Below are 13,798 nucleotides of genomic sequence, written 5' to 3'. Positions count from 1 at the left end.
ACCTCATAAATGAAAAATTACAATTTATGCAGTTTTCTTTAATTCTTTTACTATCAGCTGCATATATTTATATTTCGTACTACAAATATTTGTTATAGTCTTTTTCCTTGTTTCATAGTCAAGTCCTGCCATTACTAAACCCATATCCATTGTCTGTAATTCAGAAATAGTCTTATTGATCTCCACAGTAAAATGCTCTCTTGTTGCTTTATCTTTTGTATCCAATAGTGCCTGAAGCTTTTTAGCCGACATACCAAGTAAAGCTCTATTGATCATATCTGCTTCATTAGAAAATACATAATTAGGTGCTGATTTTCCTTCATGGGTTAATTGGTAATTTGTATCTAATACTTCACTTAGTTTTTTATATCCTTCTTTCTGTGGTTCTCTAACCATGATCCAATACTCATAATCTCTTAAAGCTTTTTCCATTTTTATAAAATAGTTTCTAACGAGATTTCCCTTTTCTCTTACTTTTTTACTCGAATTGCCATCTAAACCAGTAGCCATTGCTACATGTTTAGCAGTTTCCAAAGTTAATTTTATTACTTGTTTTGGTCTACCATCTTTTATCCTAATCCGGCTAAAACTCCATTCTAAGCCATTCTTAAACACTTCCTTTATTCTTTTATTAGCCCATTTACTAAATTGCCCATTCGGCTTACCTAATTGCTCCCATAAAGTTTCAGCGTCAATAACAAACCCTTCTACACCATCCTGTAATAACTCAGGAAATGTCTTTTGGTACTTCATAACTAATTTTGCATCTTCTTCTGTAAATCCTAGCTTCTCAATTAATTCTTTTTTCTCAAATACTTTTACTTTTACATCATTGATTTTTGCCACTCTCATATCGACTACCTCCTAGAATTTTATTGATAACTAGGAGTGGTAGGAACTTACCCCCACCATGCGTAACTCCTAAGAGGTGGCAGGTTGTTATCCTGCAAACCTAAAAATTTGCATTAAAAAAGACACCTTTTACAGTGTCTAAATTATCTATATATTTTGAAATGATTTACTCTTTGTTATATTTTTCCATTAGAATTTACAATAGTGCGACAGGTTAAATCTAAATACACGAATGAAAAGGAGTATGGAAAATGGATAAATATAACAATAAATTAAAATCTCTCTTAGATCAGATTGAACAAACTAGATTTGCACTAAACGAATTAATCAAGCATAAAGAAGAAAATTTACTGGATCAAGAAGTAATTGAATTAAGCCAATTACTGGATAAATTACTATCAAAATATGATAGTATGCAAAAATAACAAATAATTGTAGCACGTTAAATTTGATTTAACCTGTTGTGCTACTTGAATTTTTGCATGAAAAAAGAGCCGGTTGGCTCTTTTTAATTTCCTTCTACTACATGTCCTGCAACTTGTGCCATATCCCCAACAGCATCCATTGCATCTTTAGCTGCTCCTGCAAAATCTCCTTTCGAAGCTTTGTCTATAGCACCTGCCACATGATCTTTCAGATTTTCAGATGCTTCAAAAGAATTGTCAGCTACTTTTTTATCATTATCTCCCATACGTCCTCCTCCTTCCTAATTATTAGAATTCTCTACAAGAAAACAGTATCCTTTATATTCCACTCGCAAATTTCGACACAAATCGTTTAACTTATTGACTACTTATTTATTTTCATGATTAAGCAAACCAGCTAAAGCAAAACTAATAAATATTATTATACATCCAATATTCTCCTCTTCCAAACAATACAAATCCTACGCCAAGAAATATTCCAATTTCTATTAATAAGCTTCCTTTTTTTCACTTATTTCATCTTTTAGTTTTTTTGTATTATTATCTTTTGTTTCTTTTTATTATGATAATCATTTACACCACGTGATACACATCTTGCAATAGTTCTATTTAATACCCCATATTTTCTCAGGTATACTCATTTCCCCCACCCTTTCTGCCTGATCCTCTTATTTTTCCTTTCATAGCTATCGTGGCTCATGCATTCCTTGCTTCCCCAGTACTTACTATCTACATAAATATCTATATCCTCGCATTTATCTTTTTCAGGGCAATCTGAACATAGAATTTCACTAGCGCATACTATCTTGCCTTTATGAAATTTAACTTTGCATCTGTGTAATTCCATGCGATCACCTCATTTTTATACATGAAAAAGACAGCCGATTTCTCGACTGCCTTAGTCATTAGAAGATATCAGGGGGTAACTATTTCTACAATACAATTATATTATAGATTTTTAATTTTAAATGTTTCTATCTTGTTTCATTTTTGTTTCAATCTACTTCAATTGACTATAAATATATTCTATTATTTTATTTTTCTTCCTCCAAATACTTACATAACTACTAGGCCTTCCTTCCATGTATAGTATCTTTTCTATAGCTCTATTTGTTCTATGTTCCGAATACCTAAGTTCTACAATCTGCATTTCTTCTTCGGTAAGATCACTAAGTATTTTTTCAATCCTTTTAACATCTTCCTCTATTTTTCTCAATCTTGCTTTTAACTTATATTTCCTTTGGATTTTATATTTAAGTTCATTTAAAAGTTTATTCGTAATTCGTTCCAACTCTCTTTCTACAGCACTTGATGTAACAATGCTAGATTGTACTCTGTCCTGGCTATAATCTATAGCTTTAACACAATCCGATAGCTCTACGTTCACGTTTCTCAGGTCTTGTTGTATCTTATGTATAGTCTGCTTTGTATTCTCTATATCGTACTTTAATCTTTCGATCCTCTTGATCTTCTTAAAATGCCTATATAATATTCCTTCTGTTCTTCTATATTGAATATCCTCCATCGATTTTGCCCCCTTAACGCTTAAAATGGTATATCATCGTCATCATCTATTGCTTGAAATCCATCTATTTCATTATTTGATTGGCTATTTTTATTATCAAGAAATTCTACTCTCTCAGCTACTATCACAACTTTGCTTCTTTTCTGTCCGTCTTTTTCCCATGTTTCCTGTTGTAGCCTACCCTCTATTCCTACTTTGCTACCTTTTTTCGTATATTGTGCTGTATTCTCAGCAATCTTTCCCCATATCACAACTTCAAAGAAATCTGCTCCTTCTCCAAAAGTTCTATTAACAGCTATACTTACTTTTGTTAATGCTTTTCCGTTTTGAGTAAATCGCATTTCTGGATCTCTTGTCCATCTTCCTATAAGATTAACACTGTTCATTTTTGCATTCCCCCTTTCGCTCCCAGGCATGTCCCAGGAGCAGTTGGATTTTACTTTAGATTTATACTATTTTCAATCTGCTTTATATCTCTTAGATTTTGTTCTATTGTAAAATTATTCTTCCCAATAAGAAATCTCCGTTTCTATCACATCGTTTAGTTCTTCTATGGTTGTTACATCTGAATTTTCTTCCGCAAACACTTTGAATTCTTCTTCTAACATATTTGTATCAACTAAAATCTTAATATTTTTATATAATCTTTCTATATTATTCATCAGTATTACCTCCTCTTTAATTCTTGATTGACAAATTTTTCAGCATATCTAAATTGTTGTTGAATATAATCATCATCTATATTTCCTCCACTTGCTAGCCAATCGGTTATTCTTCTGTTTATATCCTCAACTACTGATTGAGGTAAATATTTTGAATTTGAAATTAAGTCTTGCATGGTTTTTATTTTCACCACTCCATCACCTTCTCTGACTTAATTTCTCGTAATTTCTTTGTCGACATCATATACAACAAAACTTTTCCTGTCTCTTTGCATTTATACACATTTCTTTCTATATGCTCTACATTTATACCATTACACCGCTTACAATCTGCAATACATAAATCAAATTTCTTCATTGCTCTATCACCATCTCCACTAATCCTCAATTTAATCTGATATATTTTTAATATGTTGTTCTAATCCATATTTGTATCTACAAGTTTCACATGCAGCTTTATTAAAAGCAAATTCACAATCTGGACATTTATAATTAATTTCTCTAGCATACTTTTCTTTATCCATTTGTTTTCCTTTTAATTCTGTATTTGCATCTAGTATTCGTATTTTAGGTATAAAGCCGTATAAAGTTGCTAAGAAATTAAAAGGGAAATATATAATATTTGCAATCCCTGTAACTAAAATATCTATAGAATCAATTATATCTCCCAAATAGGATAATTTATTTTTCTTGCTATATTTTGTAAGCAATTTAAAATTCCCTATTTCAAATGCCACAAACCCTGCTTTTTTCATCATCTCATATTCTTTATAATTAATTTAGATCACCTTCTCTGCTTTTTCTAGCAGCTTTTTTAACTCAATAAACTTTATTAAACTTTCTTCTGTATCTGCTATTCCCATTTCTTCTGATATTTTTGTGTTCCAATTTAACATAAATTCTAGTGCTTTTATTAATTCGCGATTTAATTTTTCTGCACTCACAACTCTTTTTACAGCTTCATTCTTGAATTTTCTAAGTTCTCTAATCTTTTCAGCCATTTTCTCATGTTGAAATTTTAAATTCTCATTTTCTTCTTCTAATTCTTCAATTCTATTCCATAATTTCATACATTCTTCATGATTTCCGTTATCAACAAATACTGGATTTTGTTTTTTATGTTCTTTTATTTCTATTTTTAATCTTTTGTTTTTTTCTTCAAGTTTTTTAATTCTATCTATTAAAACTAATTCATAAAAACGATTCATGCTTTTCCCTCACTTTCTTCTAAAATACCACTTTTTATCAATATTCTTTTTGTTCTTAAAAAAACTTTTTTCTTTTACTAACAACAATTCTAATTTTTCCTTTCCCCTATACATCTATTGCCGATCATTAACTCTACAACGCTTCCATTTTTTCTACAAATTAATTTTTCCTCAATTTTCATTTTTACTCAACCTCCCTCACTTTCTAATTTGAGATTTTTCATATTCCCTAATATCACATTGAGGAAGCTCATCAACCAACATATCATCTTCGTCAACTTCAACTAATACATGAGCTACTACCATTACAAATTCTTTGCCACATTCAGTACATTTACATCTATCAAGAATACCATTGTTATTTTTCATTGCATGTTCATAGTTATAATCAGCATTTTTCAGCTAATATAAATCCGTTGCAATTGTCTTGATTGCATCTATGTGCTTGTATACTCATATTTACCCCTCACTTTCCACTCATATGTTAGCAATATGGTCTATTCGCTGTGGAATCTTATTTTTAACGACTTTAAAAAAACTTATTGATTACTTCTAAGTGATATATTAGTATTTTCTTTTTTTGTTCTGCTACTACGTTATAATGTTCAAGACATACAGGTATTAATATACTTGAATTTATCTTATTGTATTTAGTTTTTTTAATTCTTGATGTTGGTTTATAGTCAAATATATTCCAGAAACTTTTTTTCCGCATATTATACACTTACCACTTTCTGTACTGCTTGTATAACCTACTTCATATCCCATAAAATATACCTCCGTTAATTTTATTCAGCAGGACTGGAGTCAGCCCCACATTAATCAGCACACATACAAGGTATTCCAAAATCATCATCAAACATAGATTCTTGTAGTTTTCCTGCCTGTACTTCATCCCAAATGTCTTTTAGTGTACAATCTTTGAACACCGTATGTCCTATCTTCTCTTCTATCTCCATTGCTCTTTTAAATTTTTCCGGATAATACTTTGCTACTTTTCTAAAATGTCCCTTACCACCTTTAAAACACGGAATACAGTTGTTATGCTTTAAGTATTTATACGTTTCTGGTAAACATATTTTCCATTCGTTGCGAATAATATTTTTTATTTCATCATTTGAAATTTTCTTCTCAAATATTGGATACCTTGATTTAATCCCCTCTGCTTCAAACCTAATCTTTTGTTTTTGTACCCTATTCCATTCATCTGATCCGTATCCAAAATATACTATAAAATCCTCGCTTAACATTTTAAAAAACTTCCTCGATTGCTTGATCTTTAACTCTGTTGTGCAAAATGGTATATGAAAACTTGGTAAACAATTATTATCTTCTATCAAATCCCATATATCTCTACCATCTCCAACTACAGTTATTGGTAATCCTAGAAAATTAGCTACTTTATGTCTGAATCTATCTGCATCTTTATGTTCTGAATAAGTTGGTGTATGTAATAATATAACATCTTCTTTCTTTTGTTCTTGTAAAACCAAATATGCTGTATAACTAGAACTCGCTCCTCCGCTAAACATTACTATATGTTTCACTTTTCTAACCTTCCTTTTGATTGTATTTCACAATCTCAGAAAGGTCACCTGCTCGGGCTTCCCACGCCATTAAGTCTTTGTCCTACATCACCGACGCTACCATGAGCAAGTTTTACGCTTTTGTTTTTCACCCTGCACGGATCATGCTTTCGCATGGTTGGACTTCCTATTGGACATGTGATGTGTCCTCAATCCTCCACAACCTGGTTTACCAGGACTTTAGAAAAGTGAATCTATTATATTTTTTCATACTCCCACCACCACTAATATTCTATTTTGTCCATGCTACGCCCAATGTCAAATATTCCAAAATTTCATCTAAATTGTTTTGTCCCTGCAAATTGTTTATTTTTTGTCCTTTTTCTGTAAGATACTCTATACAACATCCAATTAAAAATGTCTTATTTCTAAAACATATTTCCTTATCTAGTAGCCGATTATACCCTTTATTTTTATACCATTCCCAAAAGTAATCTGGCATTTTCATCTCTCCCCACCACTAACTACAACGTTTCCGCTTACCTTTCCATCATACTTCTAACATTTTTTATAATCAGATTTACCGTTCCATCTCCATTCCTTACTATTTCAAATTTCATTTTATCTTCTAAATCCTCATACTCTCCTTTTATCTCTATACCTGTATCTGTTTTCATAATTCTCTTTTTCATTTTTTTCTCAACCCATTTTTTATCAATCTCAATTTTTTCTAATTGAATCCCTTCTCTTTCAAGGTGTTGTATAAAATTTTGCTGCATTTCAACATCATTACCAAAAACACTCTGTACAAACTTTTCAACATCTATCTCAGCGCAATTTTTCATGGATGCAATAACTTCTTCTCTTACTTCCTGAGCCTTATCTATGTCTTCTTTTAGGTTTCTTCTAGTCCACTTTTCAGTAACATTTTTAAAAATCTTCGTCTTATCCCTATCATCAATCAGTGATCTGCAGTTCAGAAATACATTTGAAAATAGCTGCTCAAAATCGTCACTGTAAACTTGCTTATCCAAGAAAATTAGATCATATTCATCCTCTTCATCTATTTCTTTTACAAAAGCACATTGTTGTAACTTTTGGCTCATTCCAGGCAAACCTATCATTTGTGGCACTATAGATGTCTTAAGCTTGTCCTCTTCAAATTCAACATTATGGATGAATGACTTTTTGTAATCTAGTTTCAATATGCCTATGTAGTTCTTATCCTTTGCTGTATATAAACATATCACTAAATCAGCAGAAGGTATGTTGTTATCCTTTTTCATCGCCTTAAACAACTGGTTTGCAATATCCTTTGAAGCTTCGATAAATGTTTCTTTGTTCTTAAATATTGCTGCACATGAATCTTTAACAATCGTTGATCCACCTCTAAACTTCCCTTTTCTGTTTTCTTCACTACCTAGTGATTTCACAATATGTTTTTCTAAAAATTCATGGATATCCTCATTGATCTCCTGTTCATAATCTGTAAGGATTGGTGCATCTCCATTTCTATCTAACACATGAATAATTGCTTTCTTTATCATCACCGCATCTGTATTTCTCATTATCAAGTTCCCCCTTAAGCCATCTTTTTAACTTCTTTATGTTCATACAGCTTGTCCATATCAAATTTATCTGTAATACAAACAATATTTCGATTTAGCTTGTCTCTCAGCACAACCATAACCCTAGCTTTATCCGCTGCAATTTCTATAACTTCTCCATGTTTCATATACAGGTCACTGTGTACATCATCTATAAATACTACAGTTCCTATATCCACATTGCTCCCCCCTTTACTCCTTGTAGATAATCCCGTACACATGATACTTCTCTGCAAATGTATCTCTACCGATCGTGTGTGCCTCAGTGTGATGTATCCTGCACAATGCTATTTTTCTATGTTTTGAATCATCATATTTCTTCCTATCTATCCCTCTTCCTATTGCATCCCAATGGTGTATTTCAGCTTCTTTTCCACATATCGCGCATTTTTTGTATTTTAAGCACTGCCACAAATATTTCCCTATATCATCCGTTCGATTTAGTCCATGATCCAGTAATGGTATATTCCACCGAAAACAAAATTCTATAATATAATTGATGAACAACCTCGCTGTTGTAACACTGCAATTTGAAAGAGAAAAATAATCACTTCCCGTTTCTGATATATAGCTATATTTCATAAGTTCTTTCATTTCTTCTGGCATGTATCCTGTATATGTAGCCATATCTCGTATAGTTGCATATACCTTTTTTCTTTGCTCTGCTGTAATTGTTCTTCCGTCATCAAGACGTATTTCTGATTTTACTTTTCCATCTCTTGCAAATCTTTTGAGATATTCCCCCAGGTGTTTTTCAGGAATTATGACAGATAATCTAGTTCCTTTTTCTAGTTCTCTGTATCCAACTATTTCAGCATACTCATTCATTTTTCCTAACCCTTACCTCTGTTCTAGGATTTTTCTTGTCATAATTCCCTTTCAAGATTAATTCGATATTTCCAAAACTATCATCTTGCAACACTCCTGCTCGAACTAAGCTATCTAGTATGAATTTCCCGCTATAATTATCTGGATCTCTTCGTCTTTTGTCTTTGAAGAAATAGGTAATTTCTACCACGGCCTTTTTTAATGGATTCTGAGCCCATTTTTGTTCTCGGACTAGCCAACCTATTACCGACTGCCATTTTTTCTTTTCTGCTTGATACTGAAAAGCCTGAGTGTATGTTGAACCCCTACCCATGTACTTATTATTGCTAGGTGGAATATCTGGTATTGTTATTCTTAGTTCATCCTCAATTTTCCCATTAGGTGTTAATATCGTTTGTATATGTCCCTCTGGTCCCATCAATCTTCCTCCACCTTCTTTTTTAGAAATCCAACTTCTTGCAATTTTCTTCCAACAGTCCAACAACTGCACCCAATCTCTCTGCCGATCTGTGTAAATGTAGCTCCTTCTGAGAATCTTTTTATCATGTAATCAATAATTTCACTATTCCATTCGATTTTCTTATCTCCGCACCTCACACAATCACCTCTTGTTTAATAGCTTGTCTATGCTTTTCATATATCTCTTTTGCTTCTGCAAGTAACTTATTCCAGCCAATCCCCTGCTGCGCAAGTTGTACTACTCCGTTCGATATTTCCTCAGCAAACTTATCTTGCATGGTTTCTCCCCCTTAACTTGTTTTATTTTCTCTAAACATAGCTTCTAACTGTTCTTTCGTATACTTTTTAGTCCGTTGCTCGAAGTTGTGGAATCCATTTTTTTTAAACTGCGGTTGAGTATTGCTTGCATTGTTCTCAGTTTCCTTGTCTACGTAATTTCCTTCAAGTACCTTGATAAAGTTGTTAGGCTTAATAAGCCAGTCGAAAGTAATTGTCCATCCTTTTGGATTTTGACCTTTTAAAAAAGATGATTGCTTTATGTTATCTATAGCTTTTAATAGATTATCTAGTCCATATTCTTTAAGTCTTGCATTCAATAACTTGTATCTATTAGTACCTGGATTAACCGAAATAATCTTTTGCAACCCTAGTGAGTTCCATTTTTGAATTATTGGTTGCACTTTAGTGCTACTAACTATATCTTTAGATATAGTATTATTTATATCATTATTATCATTATTGTTAGGTGTTACCTCTTTGTTACCTCTTTGTTGCCTCTTTGTTACCTCTTTGTTATTAGCTTTGTTAGATTGATTGTTGTTTTCTTGGTATATCTCCCAATTTTCAATAGTTATAAGCCTTCCTGTCTTTGTTGATTGGTTTGTTAGAAATCCCAATTTTTCAAAACGTTTTAATGCACTTCTAACATTTTGTATTGTGATTCCTTTGCCACATGCTTTTACAATACTATCTAAACTTGTAATAAATTGACCTGGTTTCGCTTTGAATTTTTGACCTTTCCATTCCCACTCGCTTTCTTGATGGTTAGCCATTAGCAACAAAGTTATCAATATAGTTTTTTGTTCAGGTGTTGAGTTTTTCCATATTGGTTTTTCTAATAAACATCTATATAAACTAATCCATCCTCGCAACTTTACCACCTGCTTATTTGATTAAGGCATGTATAATCTTTACTGTAATTGCTGATACTAATGCTAGAATAAATATGCATTTGTTGATTTTCTGACGTTTTTTAATCCTGCGGGGAACATGTCCCCGCTCTAATCTCAAATATTTCATGGCTTGTCCTCCTATTTCTTAGGATTAGCTTCTATGTTTTTGATTAGTTCATCATACTCTTGTTTAGTTAAATCTTCTGCTTTTGTTTTACTATATTTCTTCAATACTGCTTTCTTCACGCATTCAGCATCATATCCATTTTTAGCTCCTATTGCATATAGTCTTTTAACTTGTGCTTCACTTAATTTCTTTGACTGCTTGTCCTTATCACCCTTACCATGATTGTTTGTTGCATCACTGTCTTTTGTATCATCTATACAAAATAATCCGTTTAAAGCGTATTTCCTAGCGTATGACGATACACTACCAGTTATTTGTGCTAAGTCCATTCCTTTTTTATTTAAATCCTCTCTTGCAAGAGCATCTACTTTTATACTTTCACCTTTCTCTATATCTGTGAATGTAGCAGTTGATTTGATATAGAATCGATCGCCTATTTGTAAAACTTCATCATTTAGTGTTAATATTGCTTTATGCTCATTTAATAACGGTTTTAATCCTTCTAAGATATCTTCACAGCTCCTATAATGGTAATTTCCAAAAGAGTTGTATTGATTTTTAGGAGCTTTTAGCTTCGATTGAATATTCATTAGCTTTTCATATACATTCATCTTCCTTCACTCCTTCTATCTTTCTGTTCATGTTTACACTACCTTAAAATATCTTATCGATTATGCTTGTTACATATCCTAAATTCCACGTGAATCCAGGATCATTTGATTGCCTTGTTTTAATCTGTTCAATCAATGCTGCAAAATAAGCACTATCTACACCAATTAATTGATCTTCTAGGACATCAATATCTTTTAAGTTAAATTCATTTAATTGCATAGCCATTTTAAGATACTGTCCTGCATTGATTGTGTACCCACGTTTAATGAACTTTCTAGTCCTTATAATGCTACACAATGGATATTTACTCCCTACATATATAAGTTGCTTAGTTAAAATGGCTTCTAGTGCCTTGGAAGGTAGTTCTAATTTGCCTGTTCTTGAATCCCAATAGCATGTACAATGCACAAAATCAAAATTTTCATGAATCTTATTAGGTTCTCCATAAAATCTGACAATCAACTGAACCTTACCTTTTAGTGTTATGGCATTTGATGATAACCAAACAGGTTCATATTTTTCAATAGTTACAGATTCTTTTTCTTCTTTATCTAAATCAAAACTCTCTTGATTTAGACTTTCTTCTTCTTGCATTTCACCAGCTACCCCTGATGATTGAACCCATACTCTAATTCTGTCAGGATCATAAACTTTTGAATTCTCTGGAATCCTTTTAACAATCTTTTCTTCAAGTTCTTTTATTTCTTCTTCATTTTCAGCTAACATATCTTCTAATCTATTGATGTGATTACCTACAACTACAGAAGCGACACTTTTATTTTGTCTTTGATTGAATCTCCCGACATAATATCGTGATACTGCTAATGTTGTTTCCTTATCCCTAAAATAAAAATCAAAATCATTTACATCCTCATTATTTAATAACGATACAATGCAACCGCCTGTGATAATAGTGTTCTTTTCAACTAATTTCCTTACATTCTCATCTTTAATTGAATTACATAACTCTTTATGTTTTTTAGCTAATACTGATTTAATCGCTTTACTATTCATCTTTCGCCTATCTCCCCTCACTCCTAAGTAGTTCTTTCTTTTGCTCAAATTCTTCTCTGCTCACTGGCTCCACGTCTTGATGTGAACAAATTCTGCAATATATATCATAATTTACATTTAAAGTATTCATTCTTACACCTACCTAATTCTCAACGATTCTGTTTGTTTGAGCTCAGCTCCTGGAACTTCTATTCCTCTCTTCAATGCTTCTTTAATAGCTTTTTTGTCAAATTCTTCTTTTACAACTATATACTCTTTAGGAATTGCATCTGTAGTGTGTATATTCACGTTAGCAGGATTTTTTTGTATTGATAGGGTAAATATATTGCCTTTAATTTTTTTCACACCTATAGCCTTCATATTGCTGTCTAAATACTCTTTTAGGTACAAAACTCTATTCTCTAATACTTTCCTTCTATCAGCTAATCTTTTTTCTTCTTCCTTAACTGCTTTCGCTTCGAGATCAATGCTCTTAATCAGCTTGCATATGTTCTCTGCCTTTACGTTAAACTCTTCTTGTAATTCTCCTAAAGATTCTTGTATAACTTCTTGTGGTGTCTCAGGGTTCTCCAATAAGTCTAAAAGGTTTGTATAATTCTCAGTTAATTCATATAATTTCATTTTTCTTCCTCCTTAATCTCTTTGAAACTTGGATTCGCTCTATAATAATCAACTAAACCTGTACCAACTTCTATTACTGTTCCTGTTACAACGTTTCGAAACTTAATTTTCTTAGGCATGCTTGCTCCTCCTAAATTTACCCGACCTCTTATAATACTTCCTGGTCCTCTTTATTGCTCTCTCAAATTTCTCGTAGGCTTCTTCTAACTCTTTTTTCACTTCTTCTCCAATGTACCCATGTGCGGGACCATCATAGAAACATTTTCCACCTAGTGCTAATAGTAATCTCCCATATGACCAGTGTTCTAAAAATCCACATCTATCACATCTTTCGATAGTTTCTACAGTTCCAAAATCATATTCACTCCAACTATCTGTATATAACTCATTTCCACACACTTTACATTTCACGCTGTCACCCCTCTCATATGCTCAACAACGAGCTTGTCCACAATTTGAGATTGCTTTTGCACCAATGGATGTTGCAAATCGCCGTATTTCGAAATTAAGTAATCTAACCTTTTCTTTTCGATTTTTAAGCTATTCATCTCTAGTCCCCCTGTATAAATTTCTTAAAATCTGCTATAATACACGTAACGTTGTTTTTTTAGTGCACTATTTGGTTGTTGCAGCAACCTTAGTGCTTTTTTCTTTTTCCTCTAGTTCATGCCGCAACATGTAATTAAGAATCAACGGAATGAACACTATTGCAGTCATGAAGAATATCCCCCAGTAGTTCACCATTACACCTCCTTTCTTATGGAATATTTAATATGTTTCGAACCCCCTTAGCTCATGAAGCTAAAGTAAAATGGTATATTGATAAAAATGATGCTATTGACTTATTAACTACACTTTCTTTCATACACCGCAAACTCGATAAAGTTGTAAAAATAAAGTAACTTATTACATGCTTTCATCTTCTTTTAAAACTTTTACATTAAACGCATCTTGCATATCATTAAGACATACTAATATTCCATTTTTATTGTTTTTGATATATACTTGATTTGTTACATCAACCAATAAACTCATATTGTTTTCTTCTAAATTTTGCATCACTTTTCTAGCACACTTCAATGTAGCTATAACTTCATTTCGATCATGTTCAATTTCATCTATTTTTCTAGTTGCTGTACCCATCCTTCCACCCCCTCTCT

Annotated in this window: 30 protein-coding genes; 2 read left to right on the top strand and 28 right to left on the bottom strand. The window is 32.2% G+C overall.

Translation table 11 applies throughout. The features are described from left to right. Positions 1 to 24 precede the first annotated feature (24 nt). Positions 25 to 852, bottom strand: a complete 828-nt coding sequence (locus FQB35_RS04505) for an antA/AntB antirepressor family protein (protein ID WP_148808836.1) — start codon at positions 850 to 852, stop codon at positions 25 to 27. A gap of 251 nt (positions 853 to 1,103) precedes the next feature. Here FQB35_RS04505 and FQB35_RS04500 point away from each other — a divergent pair, with 251 nt between their 5' ends. Continuing rightward, positions 1,104 to 1,277, top strand: coding sequence for an aspartyl-phosphate phosphatase Spo0E family protein (locus FQB35_RS04500; protein ID WP_148808835.1), 174 nt, complete (start codon positions 1,104 to 1,106; stop codon positions 1,275 to 1,277). A gap of 83 nt (positions 1,278 to 1,360) precedes the next feature. Here the strand turns inward: FQB35_RS04500 and FQB35_RS04495 are convergent, their stop codons facing one another. From FQB35_RS04495 to FQB35_RS04405, 26 genes are all read right to left on the bottom strand, one after another. After that, on the bottom strand, positions 1,361 to 1,543 hold the full coding sequence (locus FQB35_RS04495) for a hypothetical protein (RefSeq protein WP_148808834.1): 183 nt from the start codon (positions 1,541 to 1,543) through the stop codon (positions 1,361 to 1,363). A 734-nt stretch (positions 1,544 to 2,277) separates the two neighbouring features. Further along, a complete protein-coding gene (locus FQB35_RS04490; protein ID WP_148808833.1) occupies positions 2,278 to 2,802 on the bottom strand; it encodes a hypothetical protein in 525 nt (174 codons plus the stop codon). 20 nt (positions 2,803 to 2,822) lie between these two features. Beyond that, positions 2,823 to 3,188 carry a single-stranded DNA-binding protein gene (locus tag FQB35_RS04485; protein WP_148808832.1) on the bottom strand — a complete coding sequence of 122 codons (366 nt, stop codon included), beginning with the start codon at positions 3,186 to 3,188 and terminating at the stop codon, positions 2,823 to 2,825. 114 nt (positions 3,189 to 3,302) lie between these two features. Continuing rightward, positions 3,303 to 3,464 (bottom strand): hypothetical protein, encoded by a 162-nt coding sequence (locus FQB35_RS15770; protein ID WP_168198241.1) that lies wholly within the window; start codon positions 3,462 to 3,464, stop codon positions 3,303 to 3,305. 5 nt (positions 3,465 to 3,469) lie between these two features. After that, on the bottom strand, positions 3,470 to 3,658 hold the full coding sequence (locus FQB35_RS04480; RefSeq protein WP_148808831.1) for a DUF6877 family protein: 189 nt from the start codon (positions 3,656 to 3,658) through the stop codon (positions 3,470 to 3,472). Next, positions 3,652 to 3,822 (bottom strand): hypothetical protein, encoded by a 171-nt coding sequence (locus FQB35_RS15765; RefSeq protein WP_207707345.1) that lies wholly within the window; start codon positions 3,820 to 3,822, stop codon positions 3,652 to 3,654. Before FQB35_RS15765 ends, FQB35_RS04480 begins: the two co-directional genes overlap by 7 nt. A 31-nt stretch (positions 3,823 to 3,853) precedes the next feature. After that, a complete protein-coding gene (locus FQB35_RS04475) occupies positions 3,854 to 4,219 on the bottom strand; it encodes a hypothetical protein (protein WP_148808830.1) in 366 nt (121 codons plus the stop codon). A 24-nt stretch (positions 4,220 to 4,243) separates the two neighbouring features. Further along, positions 4,244 to 4,672, bottom strand: coding sequence for a hypothetical protein (locus tag FQB35_RS04470; RefSeq protein WP_148808829.1), 429 nt, complete (start codon positions 4,670 to 4,672; stop codon positions 4,244 to 4,246). Positions 4,673 to 4,870: 198 nt separating this feature from the next. Further along, positions 4,871 to 5,041 carry a hypothetical protein gene (locus FQB35_RS15760; protein WP_168198239.1) on the bottom strand — a complete coding sequence of 57 codons (171 nt, stop codon included), beginning with the start codon at positions 5,039 to 5,041 and terminating at the stop codon, positions 4,871 to 4,873. A 267-nt stretch (positions 5,042 to 5,308) separates the two neighbouring features. Further along, on the bottom strand, positions 5,309 to 5,440 hold the full coding sequence (locus FQB35_RS16380) for a hypothetical protein (protein ID WP_269902704.1): 132 nt from the start codon (positions 5,438 to 5,440) through the stop codon (positions 5,309 to 5,311). A gap of 50 nt (positions 5,441 to 5,490) precedes the next feature. Continuing rightward, on the bottom strand, positions 5,491 to 6,219 hold the full coding sequence (locus FQB35_RS04465) for a phosphoadenosine phosphosulfate reductase domain-containing protein (RefSeq protein WP_148808828.1): 729 nt from the start codon (positions 6,217 to 6,219) through the stop codon (positions 5,491 to 5,493). Between the two features lie 271 nt (positions 6,220 to 6,490). Continuing rightward, complete coding sequence (locus FQB35_RS04460) at positions 6,491 to 6,700, bottom strand: hypothetical protein (RefSeq protein ID WP_148808827.1); 210 nt, start codon at positions 6,698 to 6,700, stop codon at positions 6,491 to 6,493. A 37-nt stretch (positions 6,701 to 6,737) separates the two neighbouring features. Beyond that, entirely contained in the window at positions 6,738 to 7,766 is a 1,029-nt protein-coding gene (locus tag FQB35_RS04455) for a nucleoid-associated protein (protein ID WP_148808826.1), read from the bottom strand. 14 nt (positions 7,767 to 7,780) lie between these two features. After that, the gene (locus FQB35_RS04450) at positions 7,781 to 7,984 is read right to left on the bottom strand and encodes a hypothetical protein (RefSeq protein ID WP_148808825.1); all 204 of its coding nucleotides are present in this window, start codon (positions 7,982 to 7,984) and stop codon (positions 7,781 to 7,783) included. Between the two features lie 13 nt (positions 7,985 to 7,997). Beyond that, the gene (locus FQB35_RS04445; RefSeq protein WP_148808824.1) at positions 7,998 to 8,633 is read right to left on the bottom strand and encodes a putative HNHc nuclease; all 636 of its coding nucleotides are present in this window, start codon (positions 8,631 to 8,633) and stop codon (positions 7,998 to 8,000) included. Next, a complete protein-coding gene (locus FQB35_RS04440) occupies positions 8,626 to 9,051 on the bottom strand; it encodes a RusA family crossover junction endodeoxyribonuclease (RefSeq protein WP_148808823.1) in 426 nt (141 codons plus the stop codon). Before FQB35_RS04440 ends, FQB35_RS04445 begins: the two co-directional genes overlap by 8 nt. Further along, positions 9,051 to 9,230 (bottom strand): helix-turn-helix domain-containing protein, encoded by a 180-nt coding sequence (locus FQB35_RS04435; RefSeq protein WP_148808822.1) that lies wholly within the window; start codon positions 9,228 to 9,230, stop codon positions 9,051 to 9,053. The genes FQB35_RS04440 and FQB35_RS04435 overlap by 1 nt, the downstream gene beginning before the upstream one ends. Then, positions 9,227 to 9,370, bottom strand: coding sequence for a hypothetical protein (locus tag FQB35_RS15755; protein ID WP_168198238.1), 144 nt, complete (start codon positions 9,368 to 9,370; stop codon positions 9,227 to 9,229). Before FQB35_RS15755 ends, FQB35_RS04435 begins: the two co-directional genes overlap by 4 nt. A gap of 12 nt (positions 9,371 to 9,382) precedes the next feature. Continuing rightward, positions 9,383 to 10,243, bottom strand: a complete 861-nt coding sequence (locus tag FQB35_RS16140; protein ID WP_231701855.1) for a helix-turn-helix domain-containing protein — start codon at positions 10,241 to 10,243, stop codon at positions 9,383 to 9,385. Between the two features lie 13 nt (positions 10,244 to 10,256). Then, positions 10,257 to 10,391: a hypothetical protein gene (locus FQB35_RS16375; RefSeq protein WP_269902703.1), complete on the bottom strand. Its 135-nt coding sequence runs from the start codon at positions 10,389 to 10,391 to the stop codon at positions 10,257 to 10,259. An 11-nt stretch (positions 10,392 to 10,402) separates the two neighbouring features. Beyond that, on the bottom strand, positions 10,403 to 11,002 hold the full coding sequence (locus FQB35_RS04425; RefSeq protein ID WP_148808821.1) for an ERF family protein: 600 nt from the start codon (positions 11,000 to 11,002) through the stop codon (positions 10,403 to 10,405). Between the two features lie 43 nt (positions 11,003 to 11,045). Next, on the bottom strand, positions 11,046 to 12,017 hold the full coding sequence (locus FQB35_RS04420; RefSeq protein WP_148808820.1) for a hypothetical protein: 972 nt from the start codon (positions 12,015 to 12,017) through the stop codon (positions 11,046 to 11,048). 138 nt (positions 12,018 to 12,155) lie between these two features. Next, positions 12,156 to 12,638 carry a siphovirus Gp157 family protein gene (locus FQB35_RS04415; protein WP_148808819.1) on the bottom strand — a complete coding sequence of 161 codons (483 nt, stop codon included), beginning with the start codon at positions 12,636 to 12,638 and terminating at the stop codon, positions 12,156 to 12,158. Then, positions 12,635 to 12,757, bottom strand: coding sequence for a hypothetical protein (locus FQB35_RS16370; protein WP_269902702.1), 123 nt, complete (start codon positions 12,755 to 12,757; stop codon positions 12,635 to 12,637). Before FQB35_RS16370 ends, FQB35_RS04415 begins: the two co-directional genes overlap by 4 nt. Then, a complete protein-coding gene (locus tag FQB35_RS04410) occupies positions 12,750 to 13,049 on the bottom strand; it encodes a hypothetical protein (RefSeq protein WP_148808818.1) in 300 nt (99 codons plus the stop codon). Before FQB35_RS04410 ends, FQB35_RS16370 begins: the two co-directional genes overlap by 8 nt. Continuing rightward, entirely contained in the window at positions 13,046 to 13,186 is a 141-nt protein-coding gene (locus FQB35_RS04405) for an aspartyl-phosphate phosphatase Spo0E family protein (RefSeq protein ID WP_148808817.1), read from the bottom strand. Before FQB35_RS04405 ends, FQB35_RS04410 begins: the two co-directional genes overlap by 4 nt. 174 nt (positions 13,187 to 13,360) lie before the next feature. Here FQB35_RS04405 and FQB35_RS16610 point away from each other — a divergent pair, with 174 nt between their 5' ends. Then, positions 13,361 to 13,540, top strand: coding sequence for a TIGR02391 family protein (locus FQB35_RS16610; RefSeq protein WP_408625489.1), 180 nt, complete (start codon positions 13,361 to 13,363; stop codon positions 13,538 to 13,540). A gap of 4 nt (positions 13,541 to 13,544) precedes the next feature. Here FQB35_RS16610 and FQB35_RS04395 read toward each other — a convergent pair whose 3' ends face one another. After that, positions 13,545 to 13,781: a hypothetical protein gene (locus tag FQB35_RS04395; protein ID WP_148808815.1), complete on the bottom strand. Its 237-nt coding sequence runs from the start codon at positions 13,779 to 13,781 to the stop codon at positions 13,545 to 13,547. Between the last annotated feature and the right edge of the window lie 17 nt (positions 13,782 to 13,798).

Origin of the sequence: Crassaminicella thermophila (assembly GCF_008152325.1) — a bacterium.
GTDB classification, from domain to species: domain Bacteria; phylum Bacillota; class Clostridia; order Peptostreptococcales; family Thermotaleaceae; genus Crassaminicella_A; species Crassaminicella_A thermophila.
The sequence above is the reverse complement of the archived record's forward strand: the minus strand, read 5'-3'. Positions and strand labels throughout refer to the sequence as shown.